20 protein-coding genes and 3 pseudogenes are annotated in these 26,096 nt (G+C 71.5%); 15 read left to right on the top strand and 8 right to left on the bottom strand.

The window, feature by feature from the left end:
• Window positions 1-33: 33 nt before the first annotated feature.
• From IPJ59_RS20425 to IPJ59_RS20405, 5 genes are all read left to right on the top strand, one after another.
• On the top strand, window positions 34-3,219 hold the full coding sequence (locus IPJ59_RS20425) for an FG-GAP repeat domain-containing protein (protein ID WP_293272969.1): 3,186 nt from the start codon (window positions 34-36) through the stop codon (window positions 3,217-3,219).
• On the top strand, window positions 3,216-4,313 hold the full coding sequence (locus tag IPJ59_RS20420; RefSeq protein WP_293272968.1) for a hypothetical protein: 1,098 nt from the start codon (window positions 3,216-3,218) through the stop codon (window positions 4,311-4,313). Before IPJ59_RS20425 ends, IPJ59_RS20420 begins: the two co-directional genes overlap by 4 nt.
• A gap of 115 nt (window positions 4,314-4,428) precedes the next feature.
• Window positions 4,429-5,163 carry a hypothetical protein gene (locus tag IPJ59_RS20415; protein WP_293272967.1) on the top strand — a complete coding sequence of 245 codons (735 nt, stop codon included), beginning with the start codon at window positions 4,429-4,431 and terminating at the stop codon, window positions 5,161-5,163.
• The gene (locus IPJ59_RS20410; RefSeq protein WP_293272966.1) at window positions 5,148-6,704 is read left to right on the top strand and encodes a DUF4215 domain-containing protein; all 1,557 of its coding nucleotides are present in this window, start codon (window positions 5,148-5,150) and stop codon (window positions 6,702-6,704) included. The genes IPJ59_RS20415 and IPJ59_RS20410 overlap by 16 nt, the downstream gene beginning before the upstream one ends.
• Window positions 6,705-6,826: 122 nt before the next feature.
• Window positions 6,827-8,254, top strand: coding sequence for an NHL repeat-containing protein (locus tag IPJ59_RS20405; protein ID WP_293272965.1), 1,428 nt, complete (start codon window positions 6,827-6,829; stop codon window positions 8,252-8,254).
• A 15-nt stretch (window positions 8,255-8,269) separates the two neighbouring features.
• Here IPJ59_RS20405 and IPJ59_RS20400 read toward each other — a convergent pair whose 3' ends face one another.
• Complete coding sequence (locus tag IPJ59_RS20400; protein ID WP_293258242.1) at window positions 8,270-9,058, bottom strand: sterol desaturase family protein; 789 nt, start codon at window positions 9,056-9,058, stop codon at window positions 8,270-8,272.
• Between the two features lie 257 nt (window positions 9,059-9,315).
• Here IPJ59_RS20400 and IPJ59_RS20395 point away from each other — a divergent pair, with 257 nt between their 5' ends.
• The 4 genes and pseudogenes from IPJ59_RS20395 to IPJ59_RS20385 all read left to right on the top strand — a co-directional run bounded on the left by IPJ59_RS20395 (window position 9,316) and on the right by IPJ59_RS20385 (window position 12,208).
• The gene (locus IPJ59_RS20395; RefSeq protein ID WP_293272964.1) at window positions 9,316-10,626 is read left to right on the top strand and encodes a cyclic nucleotide-binding domain-containing protein; all 1,311 of its coding nucleotides are present in this window, start codon (window positions 9,316-9,318) and stop codon (window positions 10,624-10,626) included.
• A pseudogene (locus IPJ59_RS37975) lies at window positions 10,602-10,691 on the top strand (hypothetical protein); the annotation flags it as partial. The gene IPJ59_RS20395 and the pseudogene IPJ59_RS37975, both read left to right, overlap by 25 nt.
• Before the next feature lie 64 nt (window positions 10,692-10,755).
• Window positions 10,756-11,475, top strand: a complete 720-nt coding sequence (locus tag IPJ59_RS20390; RefSeq protein WP_366524648.1) for an oxygenase MpaB family protein — start codon at window positions 10,756-10,758, stop codon at window positions 11,473-11,475.
• Between the two features lie 49 nt (window positions 11,476-11,524).
• Window positions 11,525-12,208, top strand: a complete 684-nt coding sequence (locus tag IPJ59_RS20385) for a TVP38/TMEM64 family protein (protein ID WP_293272962.1) — start codon at window positions 11,525-11,527, stop codon at window positions 12,206-12,208.
• Here the strand turns inward: IPJ59_RS20385 and IPJ59_RS20380 are convergent.
• Window positions 12,193-13,242: a PQQ-binding-like beta-propeller repeat protein gene (locus IPJ59_RS20380; protein ID WP_293258234.1), complete on the bottom strand. Its 1,050-nt coding sequence runs from the start codon at window positions 13,240-13,242 to the stop codon at window positions 12,193-12,195. The genes IPJ59_RS20385 and IPJ59_RS20380 overlap by 16 nt on opposite strands.
• Window positions 13,243-13,278: 36 nt before the next feature.
• Window positions 13,279-13,476, bottom strand: a pseudogene (locus IPJ59_RS37970) (DUF4215 domain-containing protein); the annotation flags it as partial.
• Between the two features lie 387 nt (window positions 13,477-13,863).
• Here IPJ59_RS37970 and IPJ59_RS20375 point away from each other — a divergent pair.
• The 3 genes and pseudogenes from IPJ59_RS20375 to IPJ59_RS20365 all read left to right on the top strand — a co-directional run.
• Window positions 13,864-15,030: pseudogene (locus IPJ59_RS20375) on the top strand (methyltransferase); the annotation flags it as partial.
• Window positions 15,031-15,092: 62 nt separating this feature from the next.
• Window positions 15,093-16,430, top strand: a complete 1,338-nt coding sequence (locus IPJ59_RS20370; protein WP_293272960.1) for a hypothetical protein — start codon at window positions 15,093-15,095, stop codon at window positions 16,428-16,430.
• A 52-nt stretch (window positions 16,431-16,482) separates the two neighbouring features.
• Window positions 16,483-17,751 (top strand): DUF3089 domain-containing protein, encoded by a 1,269-nt coding sequence (locus IPJ59_RS20365; RefSeq protein ID WP_293272959.1) that lies wholly within the window; start codon window positions 16,483-16,485, stop codon window positions 17,749-17,751.
• 7 nt (window positions 17,752-17,758) lie between these two features.
• On the opposite strand, the gene IPJ59_RS20360 is transcribed toward IPJ59_RS20365, so the two are convergent.
• From IPJ59_RS20360 to IPJ59_RS20345, 4 genes are all read right to left on the bottom strand, one after another.
• Window positions 17,759-18,583, bottom strand: coding sequence for a hypothetical protein (locus IPJ59_RS20360; RefSeq protein WP_293272958.1), 825 nt, complete (start codon window positions 18,581-18,583; stop codon window positions 17,759-17,761).
• Window positions 18,584-18,630: 47 nt separating this feature from the next.
• Complete coding sequence (locus IPJ59_RS20355; protein WP_293272957.1) at window positions 18,631-19,704, bottom strand: multiheme c-type cytochrome; 1,074 nt, start codon at window positions 19,702-19,704, stop codon at window positions 18,631-18,633.
• Window positions 19,705-19,886: 182 nt separating this feature from the next.
• A complete protein-coding gene (locus tag IPJ59_RS20350) occupies window positions 19,887-21,200 on the bottom strand; it encodes an NADH:flavin oxidoreductase (protein WP_293272956.1) in 1,314 nt (437 codons plus the stop codon).
• Window positions 21,201-21,209: 9 nt separating this feature from the next.
• Window positions 21,210-22,916 carry an FG-GAP repeat domain-containing protein gene (locus tag IPJ59_RS20345; protein ID WP_293258222.1) on the bottom strand — a complete coding sequence of 569 codons (1,707 nt, stop codon included), beginning with the start codon at window positions 22,914-22,916 and terminating at the stop codon, window positions 21,210-21,212.
• Between the two features lie 92 nt (window positions 22,917-23,008).
• Between IPJ59_RS20345 and IPJ59_RS20340 the strand changes: the two genes are divergently transcribed.
• Window positions 23,009-23,728, top strand: coding sequence for a hypothetical protein (locus IPJ59_RS20340; protein ID WP_293272955.1), 720 nt, complete (start codon window positions 23,009-23,011; stop codon window positions 23,726-23,728).
• Window positions 23,729-23,752: 24 nt separating this feature from the next.
• Window positions 23,753-24,211: a hypothetical protein gene (locus tag IPJ59_RS20335; protein WP_293258218.1), complete on the top strand. Its 459-nt coding sequence runs from the start codon at window positions 23,753-23,755 to the stop codon at window positions 24,209-24,211.
• A 15-nt stretch (window positions 24,212-24,226) separates the two neighbouring features.
• On the opposite strand, the gene IPJ59_RS20330 is transcribed toward IPJ59_RS20335, so the two are convergent.
• Window positions 24,227-24,928 (bottom strand): hypothetical protein, encoded by a 702-nt coding sequence (locus tag IPJ59_RS20330; protein WP_293258216.1) that lies wholly within the window; start codon window positions 24,926-24,928, stop codon window positions 24,227-24,229.
• A gap of 163 nt (window positions 24,929-25,091) precedes the next feature.
• Here IPJ59_RS20330 and IPJ59_RS20325 point away from each other — a divergent pair, with 163 nt between their 5' ends.
• On the top strand, window positions 25,092-26,087 hold the full coding sequence (locus IPJ59_RS20325) for an MXAN_6577-like cysteine-rich protein (protein ID WP_293272954.1): 996 nt from the start codon (window positions 25,092-25,094) through the stop codon (window positions 26,085-26,087).
• The last annotated feature ends 9 nt before the right edge of the window (window positions 26,088-26,096 follow it).

The following is a 26,096-nucleotide window of genomic DNA, read 5'->3' as shown; positions in this document are numbered from 1 at the left end:
TCGACGATGCGGCCCTGGCGGACGTTGGCTGCGTTGGTCGTCGGAGGTGCGGTCGTCGCGTGTGAACCGACGATCGCCGATTGTGGGGATGGGGCGCCCGCGGTCGGGGTGTTCTGCTTCCCCGACCAGGCGGTCATCCGGATCGGCCGCGGCTTCGCACCGGACGCGATGGCGGCGCTCGACCTCGACGCCGACGGCTGGCTCGACGTCGCGGCGGTCAACCCGTCGCGCGAGACGCTGTCGATCCACTGGGGCGCGGCGGAGGGCGGCGAGCGCATGAGCTCGTGGCCGCTGGCACAGGCGGTCGCCGGCCTCGCGCACGGCGACCTCGACGGCGACGGGCGGCCCGACCTGGCGACCGCGCTGCCGGACAGCGACGCGGTCGGGGTGCTGTACAACCGCGGCGCTCGCAGGTTCGAGCTGCGCACGCACGCGGCCGGCGAGGCGCCGCGTGGGGTGCTGGCGGCGCGGCTCGACGCCGATGGGCCCGACGCGCTGATCACCGCGAACGTCGGCGACGGCAGCGTGAGCGTGCTGCGGCGCGGGGTCGTGGAGCCGCGGACGATCGTCGGCGGCGGACCGCAGGCGCTGGCGGCGGGCGACCTCGACGGCGACGGGGCGATCGACGTCGCGGTGGCGCTGCGCGACGACGACGCGGTGCAGGTGCTGCGCAACAGCGGCGGGGCGCTGATCACCGACGCGCGACACGTGGTCGGCGCGACCCCGGCGGCGCTGGTGGCCGGTGACCTCGACGGCGACGGACGGATCGACCTCGCCAGCGCCGATGAGCTCGGCGACACGGTCAGCGTGATCTTCGGCGACGGCGCGGGCGGGGCGCGAGAGACGACGCGCTGGCCGGCGCCGGCGCAGCCGAGCGGGCTGGTGATCGTCCGCGGCGGCGGGCTGCTACCTGTCCTTGGGGTCCTGTCCCGGGGGACATCCACGGCGGCGCAGCTCGACCCGCGCAGCGGGGCGCTGGCGCTGGCGTCGACGCTGGACGAGGGCGGGGCGATCGCGGCGGCGGACCGCGATCGCGACGGGCGCGAGGAGCTGCTGCACGGGGGGCGCAGCGGCGGGGCGATCGGCGAGCTGCGGCCCGGTTCGGGGCTGCGGGTGACGCCGTACTCGAGCGGGCCGACGCTGCAGCTGCGCTGCGCGCTCGATCAGGACGGCGACGGCGTGGACGAGCTGGTCGCGGTGGGCGAGGGCGGCGAGTTCACGGTGGTCGACGCGGCGGCGGTCGAGGTGGCGACGGCCGCGACGGTGAGCGGGCTGCTGGCGATGTGGAGCTGCCTTGGGGTCGACCTCGATGGGGACGGACAGGACGAGCTGCTGGCGTGGGGGCTGGTCGGCGAGGGGGTTGGCGGCCTGAGCCTGCTGCGGCGGGTGGGGGAGGCCTGGGACGCGGAATATGTGGTGCCTTTCCCGGACGAATACGTCGGCGCGCCGGCGCTGGGCGACGTGCTGGGCGATGGTTCACTCGACCTGGTGGTGCCGACTTATGGGCTCAGCGCGATCGATATTGGCTCGCTGTGGCTGCTCGCGGAGGTCGATGGAGATGTGGAGCCCGCGCCGCAGCTGCTCGGGCCGGTCCGACTGGCCAATATGGTGGCGATCGATCTCGACGGCGACGCGGCGCTCGATGTCGCGGCCACGCAGGGCCACGATGTGGTGGTGTATCCGCGGATCTCCGGCGATCTGGAGCGGCGCGTGTTCACCGGTGAGACCGTCGCCGGCTCGCTGGTGGCCGGTGACCTCGATGGCGACGGCGCGGACGATCTGCTGGTCGGCGGGGGGCAGGTGCTGCTCGATATCCTCGATCCCTCGGCCGCGCTCGTGCCGGTGACGGACGAGCCGGTGCAGCCGCTGGCGCTGGTGGACCTCGACGATGACGGCGACCTCGACGCGCTCGCGCTGGCGAGCGACGGGCCCGGGGTCCACCAACTCGCGGCGCTGACGCTGCTGCGCAACGACGGCGCCGGCGGGTTGACGCAGCTCGGTCGCCACCGCCTCGGCGACTACGCGCAGGTGGTCGCGCCGGTGCAGCTGCGAGCTGGCGGGATTGGGGTGGCGAGCTTCGATCTCCAGCAGGCCGGGGTGCAGCAGCTTGCGATCGGCGACGCGTTGATCGAGCGCGCGGGGGCGCGGCTCGGGGTCCAGGCGCCGGGTGCCTTCGCGGACCTCGACGGGGATGGTCGCAGCGACTGGTTCGCGGCCGGCGACGCGCTCGCGCTGTGGCTCGGCCGCGCGGGCGGGCTCGGGCCCACGCAGCACGTGCCGGTGGCGGGCCTGTTCGCCGACGCGGCCGCGCTCGCGCTCGACGCGGCGGCGGGCGACCTCGACGGCGACGGGTCGGAGGAGATCGTGCTGCTCGGGCCGGTGGTCGCCGATCCAGCCGCGGATCTGGGCTTCTCGCTGCGGGCGCTCTGCGTCGCGCGTGTCGACACGGACGGCGGGGTCACGGCCACGTCGCTGGGCAGCATCGTCAGCGCGGCGACCCGCGTGTTCGTGCGCGACCTCGACGCCGATGCCCACGCCGATCTCCTGCTCGTCGGCGCCGCGGACGGGCTCTCGTTGACGTACCTGCGCGGGCGCGGCGACGGCGGCTTCGACCTGGCGCTCGGGCAGACCGTCGCGGAGTTCGCGGGTTATCCCCTCGCGCTGGTCGCGATCGACGGCGACGATCGCCTCGACCTGCTGCTGTGGGGTCATGGCGGCCTGCGGGTCGCGCGAGGGCAGGGCAGCGGCAATTTCGACGCGCCGCGCGCGTGGGCGGGCGTCGGCGCGGGCGGGCCCTTTCTCGCCGCCGAGCTCACGGGTGACGGGCGGGTCGACCTGGTGACGCCGACCGCGGCCGGGCTGGCGCTGTTCCCCGGTGTCGCCCGCGGGCTGGCCGCGCCGCGCACGATCTTCGACCACAGCGACGTGCTGGCGCTCGCGGCCGCCGACCTCGACGCCGACGGTGCGCGCGAGCTGCTGGTCGTCACGGCGGCCATCGATCGCAGCGTGCTGCTGTGGCAGGGCCGCGGCGCGGGCGGCTCCTTCGTGTTTGCTGGGAGGTTTCTGCCGCAGCGCCTGCCCGAGGATACGCCGTCGTTGGGGCTGGCGAGCGCGGCGTATCATCACAGCCTGTCGGCGCGCGACCTCGACGGCGACGGCGCGCTCGACGTGGTGTTGCAGGACCCGCAGGGCCTGACGATCGTGAGGCAGCGGCCGTGAGGCGGGTGCTGCTATGCGCCGCGCTGGCGGGCTGCAACCTGCCGGATGTGCAGCAGGAGGGCGCCCACGTGCGTCTGGCGGCCGATCCGGGGCTCGCGCTGTGCGGCGACGTGGTCGGGCACATGGATCGATTCATCGCCCTGTTGGCTGACGAGCTCGGGCGTCCGCCGCCGACCGGCCGCGATCGCATCACCTACTATTTGCTGCGGCCGGGGGACTTCGGCGAACGGACGATCTGCGTCGCGGATCGCGGTGGTTGCTCCGTGGGCGGCGACGTGTTTGCGACGGCGGGCCCGGCGGACCACGAATTGGTGCACGCGCTGACCTGGGACGACGGGATCTCGGCGGCGTTCTTCCTCGAGGGTCTGGCGGTCGCGTACGAGCCGCCGCTGGTCGAGAGCGACTACGTGGATATCCAGCCGGTGAGCCCGCGGGCGATCGCCGACGCGATCGGGGCGCGCGAGCGCGGCTGGCTGCCGGACGATCTGTACTTCTTGGCGGGGGCCTTCACCGCCTTCCTGATCGAGAAGCGCGGGGTGGCGGCGTACCTGCGGGTGTATCAGCGGCTGCAGCTCGAGGACGGTCCGGGCCTGGTCTCGCGGGTGCTGGCGGAGGAGCTGGGGGCGACGCTGCCGGCGCTGGCGGCCGAGTTCGACGCGACGCGCCGGGACTGCCCGGCGATCGCGTTCAAGCGCAAGCTGGTCGAGTGCAGCGCGCCCGAGCTCGCGTGGGACGGCGAGCGCCTCGCGGAGTTTCGCACCCTCGACTGCGCCGACGCCGACGCGCTCGGGCCCTTCAATGCGGGCACGCTGGTCGCCCACCGGACCCTCGTGGTCCCCGCCGACGCGAGCTACACGATCGCGGCGGTCGGCGACGCGACCGGCGAGGACGGCGGGGTGGCCAATGTGGTCGACCTGATCCGCTGCGGCGGCTGCGACGACTTCGCGTGGGCCCAGGCGCGCGCGGGCGCGGCCCCGACGACGGTCGCGCTGACGGCCGGGACCTACGCGCTGCGCTTTCGCGGGCCGGCGAGCGCGGCCACGGGCGTGGGCGTGCGGGTCCTGCGGGTCGGACCGGCGCCGGGCTGGCGGTAGCGCGCCTGGTGAGCACCTGTCTCCGGAGACAGGTGCTCGCAGGGCCCGCGCTGACGCACGTCAGCGGCGGCGCAGCGGCGCGCGAATGCGAGGGTCACTCCGCTAGATTCGCGGGATGAACGAGCGCAGCCGTCAACATCGTCGTCGAAATCTCCGTCGCCTCGCCGCGGCCGGACTCGGCCTGTTGGTGGTCGCGCTGGTCGGCAGCGTGGCGGCCAAGCCGACCGCGAATGGCAAGGCGGTGCCGGCGAAGGCGAGCAAGCTCGACCCGGTGTGGGCGCGGGCGCTGACGCCGAAGCCGATGGGCGAGGCGATGGGGCCGGCGGCGATGGCCGTGGCGCGCGACCAGGCGATGAAGGTGCCGGCCTTCGCGGTGAAGCGGCTGACGCCGGTCGAGAAGGGTGACGCGATGGGGGTCGCGCCGGCGGCGATCCAGGGGCCGCTGGTGTACGACTCCCGGACCCTTTACCACGACGATGAAAACTACATGGAGTTGATCTCGACGCCGGTGAGCTCGATGACCGTCCGCACCAAGCGCAACTATCTGTACATCTACGGGAGCGAGGCCGGGGTGCTGGCGCCGTACAACGCGGCCGGGGCCGAGCTGCACTTCACGGCCGCCCCGAGGACCCGCTACCTCCTGGAATGTGCGGTCGAAGCCGGACCGACGATGATGATCAGCGCCACCGACGAGCGCGCGCAGTACTCGGTGTCGACCGACGACAAGGCGACCCTGCTGTACCGCCGCGACAACCCGGGGGCGAGCCCCGAGCCGGTGGTGGTGCGCATCGCGGCCGATCGTAATCAGTGGTACATCGACCGCTGCGAGCTCTCGTGGGCGCCGCTGTGATCTCGAGGGTCTGGCTGCTCGGCGCTTGCATGCTCGCGGCGTGCTTCGCCGATCACGGTCCGCCGGGTCAGCTCAGCGGGAGCTCGGGCGGATCGAGCGAGGGCTCGTCGGCAAGCACCACCCAGGAGGAGGTCACGGGGAGCCAGTCGACCGGCGACGCGAGCGGGGACGCGACCAGCGAGGTCATCACGACCGGGCCGCCGCCGAATTGTGGCGACGGGGTGGTCGACGCCGATGAGGCGTGCGACGACGGCAACCGCGACGACGCGGACGCGTGCCGCAACAGCTGTCAGCCGGCCAGCTGCGGCGACGGGGTCGTGTGGGTGGGCAGCGAGGAGTGTGACGCCGGCGCGGGCAACAGCCCGACGCTCCCGGGCGCCTGCCGCCCGACCTGCAAGCTCCCGGCCTGCGGCGACGGTAGCCTCTATATCGGCCCGCTCGGCGATCCGGTCGATCTGCTCTCGCCGATCGGTCAGGTCGTCCAGGGCAACGACGCGCCGCGCCCGATCGGCGTCGCCGACAGCGAGGTCTTCGCGGTCGTGTGGCGCATCGAGGGCGCGCCCGACAAGCTGCTCGTGCAGCAGGTCGATGGTGGCAACGCCGTCGACCTCAACGCGCCGGCGGCCGATGTCACCGATTCGGTGATCGGCGTGGCGCCGGGCGGGGACGTGGCCGTCGTCTGGGAGGCGGGGCCCGATATCCGAATGCGCGGTATCAAGGGTGGCGTCAGCACCACCAGCTTTCTCGTGCACGCGGTGGTCCCGGGCACCAAGGAGTCGCCGTCGGTCGCGCTCGGCGGCGGCGGGCAGGCGATCGTCGCGTTCCTCGCGCCCTCTGCGAACCTCGGGAATGACGTGTATGTCCGCATGTTCGCCGACTTCGCGGTCAATCAGGGCGCGCCGGAGCAGCGGATCAGTATGCACCCGACCGGCGTTGCGACCCCGCCGACGGTGGCCCTTCACCCTTCGGGCCGCTTTGTGGTGGCCTGGGGCGACCCGAGCCGGGCGATCATCTATCGTCGCTTCGCCGCGGACGGCACGCCGGCGGCGCTGGTGACGACGGAGATGCGCGTCGACAGCCTCAGCATCAGCGGGCCGCGGGCGTGGGCGGGCGTGGCCCTGAGCGCGAGCGACGAGGCCGTCGTGATCGTCGGTCACGACGCCGGGGACCACCTGGCGATCGAGCGCCGCGACGTCAGCGACGCGCTCGCGGGCACGGTCCAGGTCACCGCGGACGACGCCCGCTTCGCGCCCTTCGTCGACGTGGCGAGCGACGCGTCGGGCAACCTCGCGGTCGCGTGGACCGCCTGCGGTTCGCCGCAGGACGTCGGCGCGCTCAACTGCGACGGGCTGCCCGCCCGCGCCGCGATCCGCTGGTTCTACGCGGACCTCGTCCCGGTCGGGCCCGAGGCGCCGCTGCTCGGCGGGACCGGCATGCCCCCGCCGGTCGGCGTCGCGGTCGCCCCCAGCGGGGTCACCGGGGTGTCGTATATCGCCGGGAACAAGGTGCTCGTGCGCGTGACGCCGCTGGTCTGCCCGTGACGGCCGCGGGCCGAGGAGCAGCGAATCACGGGGGCGGGGGATCACCAGAGCCAGAGCGCCTGCGGGAGGCGGCGATTGAAGATCGCGCCGCTCCGCCGCGATCTGGTAGCGTGGGCTCCGCCATGCGTGCGCTCGTGCTGATGTGCCTGGTCGCTTGCCGGTCTGCTTCGCAGGTGCCGGAGACGCCGCAGGGTGGCGGGGAGCGGGCGGCTCCGGCGGCCGCGCCTGCGGGCTGCCAGATATCGTTGCCGCCGCCGCCCGCCGGGGCCCCGGCGACCGTCGGGCCGGCGTATGTGTTGGTCGACGGCGTCGGTGTGCTGCGGATCGCCGACGGGTCGGTCACGACGGCGGTGGCGATGCCTGGCACGCTGGCGCAGAGCACGGTGATGGCCACTGGTCCGAAGGGCGAGCTGTGGCTGAGCGACTGGGGGAATGTCCGCGTGCTCGAGCCGGACGGGGCGATTCGTGCGCTGCGGAGCGAGCGCGGCGGTCCGCGCTACGAGGGCCTGGTCGTGCGCTCGGCGAGCGACGTGTGGGCCGTGACCGGCGACATCGACTGGGCGGTGGTGCACCACGACGGGGCGCGCTGGACCGCGGTGCGGGGCCGCGAGCAGTTTAAGGGGAAGTACGAAGATATCAAGCTCAACCGCATGGTGGTCGCCGACGGCGCGGTGTGGGTGTCGACCTGGAACGGCCTGTGGCGCGGCGTAGGCGACGACTGGCGGCCGATCGCGCTGCCCGACGGGCTCGCCAGCACCGGCGATCTGTGGGTATATCGCGATCAGCTGATCGCCGGCGATCACGGGGGGCACTACCTCCGGGTCGGCGAGCAGTGGCGCGAGCTCGCGTGGCCGCTGGAGGGCAGCGTGTTGCGGGCGCTCAGCGATATCGGCGTGGTCGCGATGCCGGACCTGGACAGCCCGACGATCCGCCTCTCGGCGGTCGAGGGTGGCGGCTGCGTGGTGACCAGCGAGGCGGTGCGCGGCAGCCGGATCGACGAATTCACGGTCGACGCGGCGGGCCGCAGCTGGGTGGCCAGCGATCTCGGGCTGGCGGTGCTGGGCAGCGACGGGCGTCTGCTGGCCCAGTGGAGCTCCGGGAGCTTGCCCGGGCTCACGGGGCGGATCGTCGCCATCGCGGTCGCGGGCCGCGGTCCGGAGCGGTTACCCGCGGCGCAGGTGGGCCGCAGCTGGGAGGTCGTCGGGCGGCTGGAGACCTACAAGAGCGGGGCGCCGCTGGCCGGGTTGGCGATCGAGCTGTGCTCCGCACGCGGCCGCGACGGCCGCTGCGCGGGCGGCACCTCGGTCGCGCTGCGGGCGACGACGCGAGCGGATGGTTCGTTTCGCTTCGCGGGCGTCCCGGAGGGCGAGATGCATATCCTCGTCCGTCCGCCCGAGGGGCTCGCAGATTGCGACACGCCGTTCACTGTGGTCGGCCACGTGTTCGCGCCGGCCCGCGACTGCGTGGCCCGGCCGGATCGACCGGGTGTGTGCGACCTCGGGGTGCTGACGCAATGTCTGCCCTTCGAGATGCCGCCGCCGCCGTACTGAGCGCGGGGCGGGCGTTTAGCGAGCCGACGGGCCGCGCTGCTTGAGGCTGGTCATCGCCTCGCCGGCGAGGACCTGGGCGTGGAGCTCGGGCCAGTCGCTCCACTCGCTGTGCAGCGCGCGGTCCATGAAGGACGAGCCGAAGCTGTAATGACCGGTGTAGCGGGCGTGGTGCAGCGAATGATAGGTGATAGGGTGCGCGGCCCAGGACATGAAGCGGCGGCCGATGAGGCGCGGGAAGGGCTCGACGTTGACGTGGCCGATCACGTTGCCGCCGAAGTTGTAGATCAGGTACAGGAGAAACCCGAGCGGGTGCACGGGGACCGCCAGGGCGGTCAGCAGCAGCGGGGCCAGGGCGTAGCCGACGATCCAGCCGAAGCACTCGGGGATCGAGGTGGAGAAGGCGGTCAGCGGGGTGTTGACGTGCGAGAGGTGGTGCTCGCGGTGGAAGCGGATCAGGGTGCGCGTGTGCATCGCGCGGTGCAGGAGGTAGTAGTAGACCTCGAAGCCGAGCCAGGCGGCGAAGAAGGTGACGAGGCCCGCGCGCCAGCCGTGGCCTGACCAGTCGACCACGCCGGCGCCGAGGTACGCGGTCGCGGCGATCGTGAGCAGCGAGAGGAACACCAGCGCGTTCCTCAGCTCGCGCAGGCGCTGACCCGGAGGCAGCGGGATCGCGAAGATCTGGCGGCGCGCGAGCAGGCGTTCGATGAGGAAGCCGAGGCCGGTGTAGATCGCCGCGAGGCCGAAGAACAGGGCCGCCAGCGCGGCGAGGCGGAGGGGCCAGGTGAGGGCGAGCAGGGTGTCCATCGCGGCGGCTCCGTGGCGATGATAGCGGGATATCGCGGCGGCGGGCTGGTTGCGAGGCACGGCGGCCTCGCGCGGTGGTGGTGCTGGGGCAGGGGCGGTTGTGTGCCGCGGCGCGGCGGTTGTAGGCTCCGCGCTTATGAAGGTCGTCAACAGCGAGGTATCCTGACGCAGAGGCCCTGGGTCGACTCATTGACGACCTGTACCGGGTCCACGTCGAGATCTTCGACGGGGTCGAGCGGGCCGCGTTCGCGGCCTACGTGGTCGAGTCGAAGGCGGATGTCACGAAGATCCTCGTGCACCGCAACGCGGCCGGTGAGATCGTCGGCTACTTCGCCGCGCACGAGTTCCATCGCAGCTTGCACGGGCGCGAGTGCGTGGTCCTCCGCGGCGAGGCGGGGCGGCGGCTGGCTCCGCCGGCGGAGGTAGCGAGGCGGCTGCGATCGGTGGCCCTGTTCGAGGGGCTCAGCGGGGCGCAGATCGCCGCGCTGGCGGCCCGCGCCGAGGTCGTGCAGGCCCCGGCGGGCACGGTGCTCGTCACGGTCGGCGAGCTCGGCAGCGACCTCTTCGTGATCGATCGCGGCGGGGTCCACATCACGGCGCGCGGCCCCGATGGCGAGGAGGTCGTGCTCGATCAGCTCGATCCGGGCGACGTGTTCGGCGAGATCGCGGCGCTCGTGGGGGAGCCGCGCTCGGCGACGGTCCGCAGCGCCACGCGGGTGACGCTCGCCCGGAGCGGGCGCTGCTGGCCGCGGGCGGCGGACCCGGGCTGCACGCCGCGATCGGGCCCGCTCAGCGAGCGGCGCTCGGGACGCGACGGCCGGCGCCGGCCGCGGCCCGGCGGGGCGGGCACAGGGCCGCGCGCGGGCGGCGCGCTGCGGGGGGCGAACGGGGCTCGCGCCTGTGGCGCGGGCGGCGGGTGCCCGCGAGCGCGCCGGACGAGGTCCGCCGCCCGGCCCGCCCGGCCAGGTGTTGTTTCGCCAGGACGTCGCAGACCCCCCCCGCCGGGGGGGTCGCGGTGCGGCACCACGGTCACCGCGGGCGAGGCGCGGCGGGCTCGACCGGCGCAGGGCGGCGCACGGCCGGCGCCCCGGGCGCGCCGCGCGCCGCGGGTGGCGGGCCGGCGGCGCCCGCCGGCGAGCGGCGGCAGCCCGCTGGAACGCGCACCCAAGTGCGGACCTGTGGCGACCCGCCACGCGGAGCAGCAGCACGACGACCGTCCACGGCGGTACGTACGACGGCCACCCGAGCGTGACCGCGGTGACGCGCCTCGCGGACGGCCGGTTGTTCACGGCGACGAAGCTGCTCGATCAGTCGCTGCTGCTGCCGCGCCGACGACCCCCCCCCCCCCGCCCCCCCGGCCCCAACCCCCGCCGCCGCAGGCACGCGGCGGCGCCGACCACCGCGACGATCGCCGACCCGGGACCCCGGCCCTCGACGCTGCGGCGGCCCTCGCCGAGCGCCTGCGCGGCGACCGGCCCTTGACCCGCGGCGAGCTCGAGCGCTTCCGCTGGAGCGGCGAGCGCCAGCTCGGGGCGAGCGGCGATTGCTGTGCGGCTGCGTCGGTCTGACCCGCGGCCAGCTCGACGCGCTCCAGACCGGCGGCTGCCGCAGCGTCGAGGCGGTGTGTGCCCGCACCGGCGCCGGCAGCGTGTGCGGCGGATGTGTGCCGCTGATCCGGCGCATGCTCGCCGAGCCCGATGCTGGCCCCGATGCTGGCCCCGGGGCAGCGACGCCTAGCGGCGCGGCCGAGGACGAGGTCGACCTCGACGTCCTCGAGGCGCGGCTCGACGAGCTGCGCCACGTCGACGGCGCGCGCAGCCTGGTCGGACCGGGCGCGGGTGGTCGGTCGCTACGCATCGTCGGTCGGACCCATGCGGGCCGGCGACCGCTATTCGGCCAACCAGATCGCGCCGATGCTGTGGGTCGCGGCGACGGTGACCGACACGACGGTGCACACCTACGAGGCGCTGATCGGGCCGCTCTCGCTCGCGGAGAAGGACCAGCTGGTCGCCGAGGCGCCCCCTAGGGCTGTTCGGCTCCCGCGCTCCCCTCGGCCGCGCCCGCGGGCGGCGCCATGCTTGCAGGTCGGCGAGGACTCGCGGGCGCTGGCGCGGGCGGTGCTTGCCACTCCGGCGGCGGGCAGCGAGCCGGCCTACGCGGTCCTGCGGCGATTGACGGCGAGGTGGCTGCCGGCCTCGCTGCGTACCGCCTATGGCATGGATTCAGGCCCGATCGCGCGGGCGACGGGCGCCACGCTCGAGGCCGCGATCCGGGCTGCGGTGCCACGATTGCCGCACAGTCTGCGGATCTGCCCGGCCCGCCTGCACGCCGAGCGTCGCCTCCGCGGCGAGGACGGCCCCGATCCCGGCGCGGTCCGGATCGAGCGGCTGCTCGCGTCGATGCTGGGTATGGGCTGAGCTGGCACGCGTATCGACGCTGCAGCCGGGCCCGTGCTATGCACGGGGCTTGCCTGCCTCCGCGGATCAGCTCAGGGCGCCGCTGCTGAAGGTCGCGGCGGTGCTGGTCGTGCTCGTGATCCTGCTGCTGGCTCACCAGCTCGGGCTGTTCGAGCAATTCGCGGACCCCGCGGGTGTGAAGGCGGCGCTGGTCCAGCTGGGGCCCTGGGGCTATGTCGCCTTCATCGTCGTGTACGCGACGCTGCAGCCCTTTGGCTTCCCGGGCACGGTGTTCATCTGGGCCGCGCCGCTGATCTGGCCGTGGCCAGTCGCCTTCGCCCTGTCGATGACAGGCACCATGGCGGCCAGTGTCGTCGGCTTTTTGTTCGCGCGCTTCGTGGCGCGGGACTGGGTCTCGCCGCGGATCCCGGAGCGGTTTCGCCGCCACAACGACGCCCTCGGGCAGCGTGCGTTCTCCACGGTGTTCCTGCTTCGCCTGGTGTTCTGGATGCCGCCGCCATTGCACGCATTCTTCGGCGTGTCGCAGGTCCGCTTCTGGACCCACTTCTGGGGCTCACTCGCTGGTTATGCGCTGCCGCTCCTGCTCGTGAGCATGTTCGGGGAGCGACTCATCGATATGTTGGCCGCGGCCCCGCGCGAGCTGTGGATCGCGGCGATCGGGCTCGGCGTCGCGGCGGTCGGGTTCGGCCTGTGGACGCTGCAGCGACGCCGCGCCTCCTACTCAAGATTGTAGCGCCGGACCCACCCGACGTGGGGCAATATCCTGCCGACCGCGACCGCGAAGTGAGGGCCAGCGGCGGCGGCATTGATCAGCAGCTCACTCTCGGCCCGGAACTCCGTGGTCCACAGGAGCCCGCCGGTGGCGTTGTGACGAGAGAAACTTCCGTACAATCCCCAGGGATCGTCGACTTCCCGGATTGTGATGGCGACGAGCGCTCGGCCTTCCGCGTCGACGAGCACGCTGGCCTTCGCAGAGTTATCGCTGCTGGTGGTACCGATGATGTCTGCCCACAAGGGAGTGCCGTCGCTGTTGAACGCCGCCACGCGGTGGTCTGCGTGATCACCGGCGGCGGCGAAGCCGGTAAGTACGACATTGCCCTGCGGCGACGCCCCGGCCGCGAGCCAAGAGCCCGCGATCTCTGGGTCGAAGAGGGACCAGCGCTGGGCCCCATCGAGGTCCACTGCGACGACGAGCGGGCTCGTGGGGCTCCAGTCTGCCCCACCGGCGACGATGATCTGGGAACCATCGTGCGCGAGCCCGTTGCAGAACACGATGTTCATCGTGCTGGGCTCCATCGCCCAAACCATCCCACCGGTCGCTGCGTCCAATCGCCGCAGGACGCAAACGTTATGCTCGTCCTGATTGAGCCCGGTCCCATCGTCGGTAAGGACGAAGACTCCACCATCGGCGACAACGATGTCACGGGCGACGAGACGATCGTCGCCTCCGCGGGGTACGAGCGTTTCCCACTTCAACTCCCCATCCCTCGAGTACTTGCGGGCGAAGACCGCGGACGGGGTGTGACCGGCCAGATAGATGTCACCGCCTGCATCCGTCGCGATCGCCGCGGGTCTCTCCGCATCCTTCGGCTCGAAGTTCCACTGGCGATTCCACAATCGTTCGCCGTCTGGGCCGTAGGCCACCAGTACGGTCGCCATGGGGTCTTCGAAGGTGCTTTCCGTGAGTATCGATAGGGCGACAATCGTTCGTCCCGTTGCGTCCACGGCCACATCCACCATATCTACCCATGCATCATCGATGGTCACCGTCCATGCCACCTCTCCAGGGACATAAGTACACCCGGGAGTGCATCCGTCGCCCGGTACATCATTACCGTCGTCACACACCTCGGAATATTCGATAATTCCGTTTCCACACACTCCATGCGGAACCTCGCCCGTGCTGCCCGTGCTCGTGGCGCTCCCGCTGCCTGTCTCGGAGTCCGTCGAACCATGTTCCCCACGAGCACCCCCGCATCCAGCCAGTACCAAACTGTGCATGACGGCCACCCAAATTGAGCTTGTTAATCGCCCCATAATTCGATAGTATCGGTCTGGAGTAGTCCCGTCAACCTGGGTAGCTTGTGTTTCTCGACGAGCCAGGCGCCCCGTTGGGGTGAGAAGAAGGAGACCGCCCGCTTCCGTGGACCGTGGCCCCTCCGGTACTCAACCCGCCGGTCAAAATTCCCGATGCTAATCGCAGGGATCGATCCTCCAACTCGGCCGGGCCGAGGACGTGTTCGTCGCCCGCTACCTCCCCTGAGCGCGGGTCGTCGCGTGCCTGCGGGCCAGCGCCTGCTCGGGCAGGAAGGAGCGTCGGCGTGAAATGCCGGGGTAGCGAGGGCACTTTCGCCGTGGTACTCGGCCCCGGTGGCGCTTGATCCACCCATGTCCGCGTCGCCGCCGCAGATCCATTGGGTCGAGGACGGCGTGGCCTGCTCGGCCCGCTGGCGATCCGAGCGCGGCAATCCTCCGCCGCGCCGCGTCGTCGTCGCCGACGCACGGATCGCCGCGGATGCGGCCTATCGACTCGCCTGCGAGGGTACGGCGATGTTGTGGCGCGGCGACTTCCAGAGCGCGCGGCAGCTGCTGCAGGCGCTGACCCGGCGCGTCGAGGCAGGTCCGCGCAACGCGTCGGCCGCGTCGAAGCCGGCCGACACGAGTCCGGGCGCGGCGTTTCATCGCCATCGCCAGGCGCAGTCCCAGCGGGCGCGCACGCTGGCGATGCTGCTGCTGCCGCTGGGCGACGATCATGGCATCTCGTTGCGGCGCGCGCCGGATGTGCGCCAGGCCTGTGCCGAGGTCTATGGCCCGGCAGAGGGCCCGTCGGTGGTGTCGCTGCGCGAGCTGCTCGGACTTGTCGGTGCGCACGAGTGGCGCACGAAGGGCGTCGAGGTGCCCGCGCTCGCGGGCCACATCCACCCGCATTACGGCGTCTTTTCACCGACCCGCGGCGAATACGTGGAGCTGGTCGCCACGGCGCGAACAGCCACAATGTCACTGGCCACAATGTCCATGGCCACGATTTCGTTGGCCTTTGATATCGGCACCGGGACTGGGGTCCTCGCCGCCCTGCTCGCTCGCCGCGGCGTGCAGCGGGTGGTGGCGACCGACCAGGACGCCCGCGCCCTGGCCTGTGCGCGTGAGAACATCGCCCGCCTCGGGCTCGCCGCGCAGGTGGAGGTCCTCGCGGCCGACCTGTTTCCCGCGGGTCGAGCTCCGCTGGTGGTATGTAATCCACCGTGGATCCCGGCGCGTCCCGGCGCGCCGATCGAGCGCGCGATCTATGATCCCGAGTGCGGCATGCTGCGAGGTTTTCTCGCCGGGCTCGCCGACCACCTGACCCCCGATGGGGAGGGCTGGTTGATCCTGTCGGATATCGCCGAGCACCTGGGCCTGCGCTCGCGGGCCGAGCTGCTGGCGATGTTCGCGGCCGCGGGTCTGGAGGTCATCGGACGCGACGATGTTCGCCCGCAGCATCCCCGCGCCGCCGACCCCAGCGACCCGCTCCACGCGGCACGCTCGGCGGAGCTGACCTCGCTGTGGCGCCTGCGGGCCGCGACATCGGTGGGGACATTGGCCGCGCCGTCGGCAGCGACGTCGCCGGAGCGCTGCGCATGCTGACCGCGCGCGCACGGTTCCTCGCCGGGCTGCTGGTGGTCGCGGCGTGCACGGTCAGTGCGCCGCCGGCCAGCGATCTGGCGGTCGGGCCTGCGGTCGGGTCGACGCCGGTCGTGACGCCGAGCGTGTCCGTGCCCGAGCCGGTGGCCGCACCGGCGCCCGTGCTGGTGCCGAAGCCTGTGCGGTCCGAGCTGCTGGGGCTCACGGAGGCCCGTCGGCGGTTCAAGGCCCGCGATTATGCGGGCGCGTGGCAGCTGATCGAGCCGATCGCCAGGGTGGTCCAGAGCGACGGCGGGCTGCAGTGCGAGGCCGGCTATTTGGCGCACCACGCGGGGCACGCGGGGCCGGCGGAGGCCTTGCTGGTCCGCGGGATCGCGGCGCTCGCCGGCGATAGCACGCGGCCGGGACGCAAGCGGCGGGCGATGTGTCTGTATAATCTGGCGCTGGTGCAGGAGGCCGGCGGGGCGCTCGGGGAGGCGATCTGTTCATTGCGGCGATCGCAGGCGCTGCGGCCCAACGCGACGGTGAAGCGCAAGCGCGAGGAGCTGGCGGCGCAAGTGGGGGTGACGGACTTTCGCTGCAAGAGCGCTCGGGTCGCCCGGCAACGCGACGTGCGGGCGCTGGCCGGCGAGTATGCGGCCGCGGAGAAGCTCAAGATCACCAGCGTCGAGCGCGTGGACGCCGGCGAGTTCGTGGTCCACACCGTGCGCCTCGATCCGGGCGAGCGCGACCCGGAGGACATCGAGGTGTTCGCGGATTTGCAATACGTGGTGCTCGACCGCGAGGGCCAGCTGTTTCCGCTGGGCGTGCTGGGTTACACGGACGAGACGCCGACCTACTTTCGCGGCGGCGCCAGCTTCTCCTTCGCGGGCTTTCATCCGTCACCGCTCGGGACGCTGGTGCTGTTCACGCTCCAGTCGTGGGGTCGCGGGGATTGCGAGCACGTGGTGAGCAGCAACGGGATCGCCAGCGATGAGCGCCGGAGCCTGCTGATGTGTCGCTACGCGGCCGGTCCAGAGGGCGGCGAGCTGGCGTGCGCCCAGGTGCCGCTCGGCGCGAGCGAGGAGGCGGACGCCGAGGAATTCGAGGACGCGGCGTCCAGCGGCGCTGCCGGTACGGACGGAGGTGGCGACAGCGGCGGCGCAGCGGCGCGGGTGACGGAGTGGGGCGCCCGCGTGAAATACACGCTCGACGAGGCGGCCGGCGTCGTTGTGTTCGAGCAACAGCGCGGCGACGCGGAGACGGCGGCGGCGCTGGGCCTGCCGCTCGGGCGGGTGACCGTCGCGGAGTTGTTCGCCGAGCACGCGGCCGAGGACTTCGGGCTCGACCTCTGAGGCGGTCGGTCGGCGGGCTGACAGCGCGGCGCATTCGCGGCAAGCTCGGCGCATGCATCGCAGCCTCCTCGCCCCGGTCGTCCTCACCCTCCTCGCCTGCGGCGACAGCTCGACCACGACGGACCATGGCGCCACCGAGCCCGGCACCACCGATGCCAGCAGCACGGGCGCGGGCACGAGCGGTGGCGCCGACTCGACGAGCGGCGACACGCCGACGACCAGCGGCAGCGGCGACGAGGGCAGCACCGGGGCGCCGCTCGGGGGCTACGACGATCCAGGGCTGTGGCTGTGCCACCCGGACAAGCCCGTGGATCAAGATCAGTGTCTCTCGGCGGATCTGGACATGACCGAATTGCTGGCGGACGGCACCATGATGCTGGTCGAGCACACGGTCGCGCAGGACCCCGCGTTCGACTGCTTCTACGTCTATCCGACCGTCGATATCCGCCTCACGCCCGGCCAGACCGAGAACTTCGACGACATCGCTCAGGAGATCGACCCGCTGCTCAACCAGGCGGCGCGCTTCACCGGGATGTGCCGGATGTTCGCGCCGCTCTATCATCAGGTCACGATCGGGACCTTCGGCAGCGATCAGGCCGAGGCCCTGCTCGACGCGGCGTACCAGGACGTGCTCGCGGCGTTCACCAGCTACCTCGAGCATCACGCGGACGACCGGCCGCTGGTGATCATCGGCCACTCGCAGGGCACCTATCTGACCACGCGCCTGGTCCAGGAGGTCGTGGAGCCCGACCCGGGGCTGCGCGGGCGCCTGCTGGCCGCGCTGCTGATCGGTGGGTCGGTGAGCGTGCCGCCGGGTGAGCTGGTCGGCGGCAGCTTCGCGAGCATCCCGCTGTGCCAGGACCCGGGCGAGCTCGGCTGCGTGATCGCATACCGCACCTTCGCCGCCGACTTCCCGCCCGACCCTGGCACGCAGGCGCCCGACATCATGGGCAACGACGTCGCCTGCACCAACCCGACCGCGCTCGGCGGACCGGCGGCGCACGCCCGCGGGGCGGTGTTCGCCACCTTCAGCCACCAGGAGCTGGTGTTCCCGAGCTTCGACTTCGGGCCCGCGGTCGACACGCCCTTCGTGCTGATGCGCGACTTCTTCGCGCTCGGCTGCCAGTCGGACAGCGACGGCCTCGGCTTCCTCGCCGCCAGCGCGGCGCCGGAGATGGGGGATATGCGCGCCAACCCGGTCGACTTCGCGAATCCGCTGTTCGCCCCCGGCTTCCTCGGCCTGCACGTCCTCGACTTCAACCTGGCGATGCTGGACTTGCTCGAGATCGTCGCCGCCAAGGCCGACGCCGCCGGGCTGTGAGCTGCGCCTAGAGGTCGGTCACGCTCGTGCCCTTACAGTCGATGACCACTGGATCTGGCAATAGCTTCACGTCGGTCAGGCGGACCGCGGCGAAGCTCGATCCCTCGATCGAGCCGACCGGCGGCTGGGTCACCTCGCCGGTGACGGTGCCGCAGTAGAGGTCGTCGCTCTGGATTGTGCCCGCGAGGACGAGGCTGCTGAGGGCGATGTCACTGCCGGTGATCGGGTTGGTCATCGCGGCGATGGCGACGCTGCCCATGTCGAGCGTGAACTTGCCGTCGACGAGCGCCACGTCCGCGAAGCACAGCGGCTCACCGAGGGGCTGACGCGGGGTCAATATCTTGCCGATGTCCAGGGTCAGCGGTTGCAGGCAAGTGGACAGCAGCAGCTTGCCATTCATCTCGGTCACGCTATTGGTGGCGATGTATTGAAAGGGATGGCTGCGGTCGACCGTGGTCGACACTGCGAGCAGGAAGTCACCGTTGAGGTCGAACAGCGTTGGCGCACCGGTGGTGGAGTCTGGCCCGCTGGTGGTGGAGTCTGGCCCGTCCGTGGTGGAGTCTGGCCCGCCCGTGGTCGGCGGGATCATGGGCGGTACCATGGGCGGGATCTCGGTGTCGCTGGCGTCGCTGGTCGAGGTATCGGCGGTCGTGAACATGGGGGTCACGGTGGGGTCCGCGGTCGGGCTGGTGCTGCTGCTGTCGTCGTTGCTGTCAGCCTGCTTCGGGCCGCAGGTGGCGGCGCCGAGCGTTGCGAGGAGGAGGCCGCGGCGCACGAGCGCCGGACTGCTCGGTGGGGGCGTGGGGCTCGGCGGGTCGCTGTGGGCGGTCATTTCAGGGATGGGACGCCGCGCGCGTGCGCGTGTCAAGCCTGCGCCGTTCATTCGGAGGGCAATGTCCCTTCGAACAGGTCGAGGCCGCCGACCACGCGGGCCCCGTCCTCGCCGGGGCCGACGAAGGCCTCGACCCGCTCGTAGCGCACGCGCCACTCCACGGGCAGGGCGGCGTCGGCGGGATCGAGGGTGAAGGTGAGGACGCGCGGGTCCTCGCCGACGCCGAGTCGATCGTCGTGGTCCAGCGTGCGCACGCCGGGGCCCTTGCCGGGGCGCGCGTGCTTCCAGTGGCGGGCCAAATAGCGCCGCTGCGGCGCGGTACGGCGGGCCACGCCCGTGACCGCGACCGAGACCACCAGGCGCCGCAGCAGGTCGCCGGTGGGGAAGGCGTGGCCGACCCGGTCCTCGTGGAGATCGAGGGAGAGCTCGACGCGGTCGGGCGCGGGCCGCTGCGCGGTGACGGTGAAGGCCTCGCGCATCCACGCGAGGTCGCGCGAGGCGGAGAAGGCGTGTGAGCGGACCGCTGCGCCGTCGTTGGTGGCGACTCGTGGCATATGACAATCGGCGCAGCTGCGGTCCGGCTGCGTCGAGGCTCGATGCTCGCGAACGGTCGTCTGCATATATTCGGGGACCGGCCGGCGGTCGGGGAATGTGAACTCGTGGCAATTGGCGCAGGCGTCGGCGGCCGCGAAGGCCGGGTCGCGCAATACCGGGTGCGGGGCGGCACGGGGCGCGTCGGCGGGTCGCGCGGACAATACGGCGTCGCCCTGCGGCAGGTGACAGCTGACGCAGGCGACCCCGAGCGCGGCCAGCTCGGGCTCGGGCCGGCGCGGGTCGGCCTCGGGCGCGTGGCAGCCGCGGCAGAAGGGCAGGGGCTCGCTGCGCAGGGCGCTCTGGAAGTCTGGTGAGGTGTAGGCGGCGCGGTGGAGCGAGTCCTGCCATTGCGCGGCGATCTCGTCGTGACAGGCGACGCATTCGCCGTTGCGCGAGGCCGCATCACCGACGCGCTGCAACGGCGCCGGGCCGGGCATGGTCGCTGGCGTGGGCGTCGGCGCTGGCGTGGCGACTCCGCCGCAAGCGACGAGCAGCAGCGCGGTGCAGCGGAGCGCCGCCCGTGTCACGGACCGACGCCTCGCACCGTGCCGGCCGCAGCGCATCCCTCATGGTCCAACAAACTCGCGCGATCCAGAAGCGGCCAGGACGGGCAATTTCGGCAATTCTCGGTTGTTCTCGCCCACACAGGGATTTTTCGAGGCCGGCCGCCGATCGATCGCGGGGAGGTCGGTGACGACCGTGACGCGGCCTACGGGTCGGAGCGGTTCCAGGCCAGGATCTGATCCTGCATCGCCTCCACCGAGGGGAATCTCGACAGATCATAGCAACCGAGCGGGCTGGTCGCGGTGCGGCCCGCACAGCGGTTGCAGTGGGTGCAGGGGTTGTCGGGCTGCTCGCGGCCGGCCTTGAACTGCTGGACCAGGTCGGGGTTGGCGATCAGGGCCCGGGCCATGGAGACCATGTCGCAGCGGCCGTCGCCGAGGGCGGCCTCGATGCTGCTCTGGCGCTGAAACCCGCCGTTGGCGATGACGGGGAGGCCGACCTCTTGCTTGAAGCGGTGGGCGTGGCCGAGGTTGATGCCCTCGCGGTAGCGCCAGCCGAGGTTGAAGAGCCAGCGGCCGAGGAATCGCGGCACCAGGTGAAACACGCTGGCCCGCAGTGCCGCCTTCCAGCTCAGGTGGCGCACCTGGTCGAAGAAGATGCGCGCCTCGTCATAAGGAAAGGGGCCCGGGGTCACCCGCGGGTGGATGAAGCCGAAGCCCGAGTCGATGTGGAGGAAGTCGACGCCGAGGGCCTTCAGGCGGCGGCCCTGGTCGAGGGTCTCGCGGAGCCCGTTGCCGCGGAAGAAGGTCGGCGGCCAGCGCAGGTTGAGGGGCAGGTGATTACAGTCCTCGGCGGCCAGGCGGACGCCGAACAGGAAGTCCGCGCCGACGCGGGCGCGGATCTCCTTGACCACCTCGCCGAGCAGGCGGAAGCGACGATCGGCGTCTCCGCCCCAGGCGTCCCTGCGCCGGTTGATGGCGGGGTTCAGGAACTGGTGGATGATGTAGCCCTTGGAGGCGGTCAGCTCGAGCCCGTCGGCCCCGGCCTCGCGCACACGCACGGCCGCGTCGCCGAAGTCCTTGATCACGTGGAGGATCTGCGGCTCGCTGAGCGGGGTGTGCAGTCCGCCGTATCCATAGATCAGGTCGAGCCCGCGCGACGCCGAGTGGGTGTCCTCCTGCTCGGGGAAGAGGCCGGCCTGGGTCGCGTAGCCCGGGTCGCCGATCTGGACCAGATAACGGCAGCCGGTGGCGCGGATCTCCGCGATGAAGCGCTTCAGGGGGGCGACGTAGCGGTCCTCGCTGATCGGGGGATACTCGAGGGGCGCCTTGCGATACTTGTTGACGTTGAGGGTGGTGGAGATGATCCCGCCGACGCCGCCCTCGGCGAAGCGCTTCTCGAAGTTCTTCCAGATGGTGGTGACCGTGCCGTCGTATTGCGCCGAGCGACCGCCCACCGACGATCGCAGGATGCGGTTGGCGAAGGTGACACCGTTGAGGGTGAAGGGCTCGAAGATCATGGTGGGCCTTTAGCCCGGCGGCTCGGGCTTGCACAGCGAGCCGCCCTCGATCTGCGCGTTGGTGCGGTAGGTGTTGAGGCTCTGCCAGCTGGGCGGCTCGAACTGCGGGATCGTGCCGTCCTCGCGGACGTTGGTGACGTGATAAGTGTGTTGATTCCAGATCCGCCGGGCCTGGATCCAGCGATCTTGTTTGTCGCGGATCACCTGTACGGTTGGGGAGGTCTGGTTGCCGTTGAAGTCGAGGTCGGAGACGACGACGATCTCGGCGGAGCCGTCGTTGTCGACGTCGGCGACCACGGGGTACTCGATCAGGGTCTTGGAGCTGCGCGGCACGGAGAGCAGGGGGGCGCCCTTGCCGTCGAAGACGAACAGGGTGGCCTCGTCGGCGTACATCGCCTCGGCGACGCCGTCGCCGTCGAAGTCGAAGGCGGTGCCGGCGGCCCAGCCCGAGCCGTCCTGGACGTTGGCGGTCCAGGAGACCTTGCCGCCGGGTTCGAACACCGAGTAATGCGCGGCGGAGCTGACGGCGAATTCGCTGACGGCGTCGCCGTCGAAGTCGTGCACGGTGGCCGGGCGAAACCACGCGCCGGGCGGGTCACCCGTGGGGCGGATATCGTTGAACTTGACCTTGCCGTCGTGCTCGATGACGGTGATGCCATTGATGTTGGTCAGCAGGATCTCCGGCTCGGGGTCTGGGTCGAGGTTGGCGATCTGGGGGAAGCCGGGCTTGAGCTGGGGGTTGTTATAGTAGACCTTGCCGTCGTGGTGATAGGCGGCCTGGCCGAGGACGATCTCGAGGTCGCCGTCGCCGTCGAGGTCGGCGAGGGCGGTGGCGGTGCAGTGATAGGCGATGTCCCACAGGGCCTGCTCGGGGGCGATGAAGATCGTCTTGCCGTTGTGGTCGAGGACCAGGTCGTCGGCGACGATCTCCACGTCGCCGTCGTTGTCGAGGTCGCCGAGGGCGATAGAGCCGCCCTGGTCGTGGTTGAACTTGTCGGTCGAGCTCCACTTGAGGGTGCCGTCGTGCTCGAAGGCGACGACGCCGCTGGGGTTGATGAAGCCGCCAGGGGTGGCGGCGACGATCTCCGGCAGGCCGTCGTTGTCGATGTCGCCGATCGCCGGCGTGACCCAGGACTCGATCGGGGTGGCGGCGGCGAAGTGGAGGGTGCCGGTGGCGCCGTCGAGGACGTAGAGCTTGCCGCCGAGGCCGCCGCCGCCGCCGGCGACGACGACCACGTCGGGGATGTCGCACAGGTCGATCGCGCCGTCGTTGTTGTCGTCGGTGAGGTTGGCGACCAGGGGGGTCGCCGTGCTGCCGCCCTCGACGTTGGCCTGGCCCCACGACCACTGGACCTCGGGCTCGAAGCTGTCGGGCGGCGCCTTGGTCTTGCAGCTGCCGATCGCGTTCATATCGTCGACGACCTTGCAGCTGGGCGGCGGGCCCTCGCTGTCGAAGTTGATGTCATTGGCGATCTGGAGGTCGAACTTGATGCCGCCGCTGGTCTCGCCGCCGGTGGCGCTGACGCCCTCGGTGACGCCGCCGGTGGTCGCGCCGGTGGTCGGTGTGGGGCCGCTGGTCGGGGCGCTCGTCGGCGAATTGGTGGGGTCGACGGTGGTCGGGCCCGTGGACGCGGCGGAGTCGCTGGCCGAGCTGGCGTCGCCGCAGGCCGCGAGCATGAGGGCGAGGAGACCGGTGCGAGGGCCAGGGCGCGACATCGGGTCCACGCTCGTACAGGCGCGATCGCGGGTCAAGCGGGATTCGCGGGCTTCATGTTGGCTTCATCCGGCGGTGTTATGCCGGGCAGGTCATGCAAGACCAGACCTTTTCTTCCCGCGCCTTCGCCGGGGTCATCGTCGTGGGCCTCGCGGCGGGGGCCTGTGACTCGTCCGATGCCTGTACGGTGGACGCGAGTTACAAGCCGGCGATCGACCCCGCCAACTTCGTCGCCCAGATCGACAACCCCCTGTTTCCGCTGGTCCCTGGGACGGAATACACGTACCAGGGCGACGGCGAGACGGTCAAATACGTGGTCACGCACGAGACGAAGACGATCCTCGGGGTGACCTGCGTCGTGGTGCACGATTCGGCCTATGTCGACGGTGTGCTGATCGAGGACACGCTCGACTGGTTCGCGCAGGACAAGGACGGCAACGTCTGGTACTTCGGCGAGGATACGAAGGAGTACGAGGGCGGCAAGGTCTCCAGCACCGAGGGCTCGTGGCAGGCCGGGGTCGACGGGGCCCAGCCGGGGATCGTCATGCACGCCGAGCAGCCGGCGGCGAAGCAGGCGTATCGTCAGGAGTATCTCGCCTGTGAGGCCGAGGATATGGCCGAGGTCACCCGCCTGGGCGCGGCCGTCTCGGTGCCCTTCGGCGACTTCAGCGACTGCGTCGAGACGCGGGAGTTCACCCCGCTCGAGGCGGATCTCGACGAGGCCAAGTTCTTCTGCAAGGACGTGGGCCTCGCGCTCGTCATCAACAACAACACGGGCGCTCGCGTCGAGCTCATCGACGTGATCAAGCCCTGAGCTCGCGTGGAGAAGGACGGAATCATGTCACCCAGATCATTCGTCATCGGGACCCTCGTCGGACTATCGCTGTCCCTCACGGCCGTGGCGGCGCGGCCGGTGGTGCCTCCGGCGGTGCAGGCCGCGATCGCGCGGCTGCTCGGCGACCGGACGACCGCGGTCGAGTTCGAGGACGGCAAGTACGAGGTCTCGACCGCGACGCGGCTCGAGGTCGTGCTCGACGTCAAGGGCGTCGTCGAGGAGGTCGAGCTCAAGCTGCCGATCGCTCTGGTGCCGGCGTCGGTGGCGGCCGCGGCCCGGGCCGCGCTGCCGGCGGGCGCGCGGCTGGAGGAGGCCGAATTGCTGATCCGCGGGTCGGCGCTGCGCTACGAGATCGAGGCCCGGACGGCGGCCGGCGAGGTTGAGCTGGTGCTCGACGGCGCCGGCAAGTTGGTCTCGCAGGTTGTGGAGAAGGACGGCGAGGACGGCGACGAGGACGACTGACGGCCGCGTGGGGTTTCAGGGCTCACAGATGGGCGTGCCGCCCAGTTGCTGTGATAGCCGCTCGACCTCGGCCTTGAGCGCCGCGATCTCTCCCTGCTGAACTTGCAGGGCCGCGACCGCCAGGCTGGTGTAGCCGTAGAGGTCGACGCGGTCGTGGCGCGCGTCGACCCACACGCCGTCCTCGTTGTCCTCGAGGATGATGCCGAGCCGCCGGGGCGCGTCGATCGGAGCCTCGCGGTAACGATACGTGGCCAGGCGCAGCCCCTGCAACTCGGCGGCGCGGCGCTCGAGCTCGGTCGGTCCGAGGTACTCGATCTCGGTCTTGAAGCGGGCCCGGGAGATCGGGCAGCCGCCCTCCTGCTGCTTCGGATCGCTGGTGGCGCAGATGAGCAGCGCGTTGCAGTCGCTCATCGGATCGCAGGTGGTGCCCTCGGCCGCGCAGGCGTTCCCTTCGAGCTGCGCCGCGGTGCAGGGCGCGACGCCGTCGGGCTTGGTGTAGCCGCCACACGCGGGGTCGCCGCAGGTGCTGTACCACTTGAGCTCGGCCGGTCCGCCCGAGGTCACGCCGGTCTCGGCCCCGGTCTCTGGCCCGGTCTCTGGCCCGGTCTCTGCGCCGGTCTCGGCCTTGCCGGTGGTGTCGTCTTTGTTGTCCTTGTCGCAGGCCGCGAGTGCGATCGCGCCGAGCAACAGGGCCGTGGTCCAGGTGGTTGTTGTCATTGGATAGAGCGCCGTTCTGGAATGGGGTGGCTGCGCAACGGAGCAGCCTCTCACGCCGCGCCGGTGGCGTCAAACATGGTTCGTGTTGAAGACAGCCGCAGGGGCGTCGCCTGGGGCGTCGCCTTCATCGGAGTTTCATGTTGGGTCGGTAGCGTCGTCGTCCATGTCGTTCAAGTCACTTGGGACCCGGATCTCGCTCCCCGGATGTGTCTTCGTGCTGCTCGCCTGCGGCGGCGGGTCGGGTGGGTCGGGCGAGACCGGTGCGACGAGCGGGAGCAGCGGGGGCGGGACGGACACGGGTACCCCGACGACCAGCGTGATGGCGACCTCGTCGAGCAGCGGTGCGGGTGAGGCCAGCGATTCTGCGAGCGGATCGAGCACGGGGGCGAGCGGCGAGAGCAGCTCTGGCAGCTCTGGCAGCTCGAGCGGCGGGACCACGGGCGACACCGGCGTCGATCCGCAGTGTCCGCCCGGGCAGATCCTCTGCGCGGGTGTGTGCACGGACGTGGCGGGCGATGCGGCGAATTGTGGTGGTTGCGGTGCGGGCTGCGAGCCCGGCGTGGAATGCGGGTCGGGCGTGTGCGGCGGGCGGGTGAGTTGCCCGCCGGGGTCGCTCGACTGCGGCGGCGAGTGCCGCGACGTGAGCAATGACCCCGAGCACTGTGGGAGCTGTGAGAAGCAGGCCTGCGACGACAGCGAGTTCTGCCAGGACGGGACCTGCCTGTGCCGGCCGGAGCTGACGAGCTGCGGCGGCGCTTGCGTCGATGTGCAGAGCGACCCCGATCATTGCGGCGGCTGCGATGTCCCCTGTGACCAGGTCTGCGTGGCCGGGAGCTGTGAGAGCGCGGCCGCGTGTGGGTTGACGGTGTGCGACGGGGCGTGTGTCGATACCGCCGATCATCCGCTGCACTGTGGCGAATGCGGCAACGCGTGCGCGGTCGACCAGGTGTGCTTCGGCGGGGAGTGCTGGGACTACGAGCCGACGCCGGGCTGCCTGAGCTGCGGCGGCTGCGAGTGTCCGGACCCCGAGAGCTGCTGCGATCTGCCTGGCTTATGGGGTGCAGTGCGTCGACACCGAGGTCGCGTGCCCGGGCTGATCGGGTGGATCGGGTGGATAGGGTGGATCGGGTTGATCGGCTTGATTGGGGCGGGGCTTTGATGCGACGCT

This window comes from Nannocystis sp. (assembly GCF_016714285.1).
GTDB lineage: Bacteria > Myxococcota_A > Polyangia > Nannocystales > Nannocystaceae > Nannocystis.
The sequence above is the reverse complement of the archived record's forward strand: the minus strand, read 5'-3'. Positions and strand labels throughout refer to the sequence as shown.

Coding starts and splice junctions, on each gene's coding strand:
- IPJ59_RS20415 (WP_293272967.1), top strand. CDS start 4,429: ATGAACGAGCGCAGCCGTCAACATCGTCGTCGAAATCTCCGTCGCCTC.
- IPJ59_RS20405 (WP_293272965.1), top strand. CDS start 6,827: ATGCGTGCGCTCGTGCTGATGTGCCTGGTCGCTTGCCGGTCTGCTTCG.
- IPJ59_RS20400 (WP_293258242.1), bottom strand. CDS start 9,058: ATGGACACCCTGCTCGCCCTCACCTGGCCCCTCCGCCTCGCCGCGCTG.
- IPJ59_RS20390 (WP_366524648.1), top strand. CDS start 10,756: ATGCTGGCCCCGATGCTGGCCCCGGGGCAGCGACGCCTAGCGGCGCGG.
- IPJ59_RS20370 (WP_293272960.1), top strand. CDS start 15,093: ATGCTGACCGCGCGCGCACGGTTCCTCGCCGGGCTGCTGGTGGTCGCG.
- IPJ59_RS20365 (WP_293272959.1), top strand. CDS start 16,483: ATGCATCGCAGCCTCCTCGCCCCGGTCGTCCTCACCCTCCTCGCCTGC.
- IPJ59_RS20360 (WP_293272958.1), bottom strand. CDS start 18,583: ATGACCGCCCACAGCGACCCGCCGAGCCCCACGCCCCCACCGAGCAGT.
- IPJ59_RS20350 (WP_293272956.1), bottom strand. CDS start 21,200: ATGATCTTCGAGCCCTTCACCCTCAACGGTGTCACCTTCGCCAACCGC.
- IPJ59_RS20345 (WP_293258222.1), bottom strand. CDS start 22,916: ATGTCGCGCCCTGGCCCTCGCACCGGTCTCCTCGCCCTCATGCTCGCG.
- IPJ59_RS20340 (WP_293272955.1), top strand. CDS start 23,009: ATGCAAGACCAGACCTTTTCTTCCCGCGCCTTCGCCGGGGTCATCGTC.
- IPJ59_RS20335 (WP_293258218.1), top strand. CDS start 23,753: ATGTCACCCAGATCATTCGTCATCGGGACCCTCGTCGGACTATCGCTG.
- IPJ59_RS20330 (WP_293258216.1), bottom strand. CDS start 24,928: ATGACAACAACCACCTGGACCACGGCCCTGTTGCTCGGCGCGATCGCA.
- IPJ59_RS20325 (WP_293272954.1), top strand. CDS start 25,092: ATGTCGTTCAAGTCACTTGGGACCCGGATCTCGCTCCCCGGATGTGTC.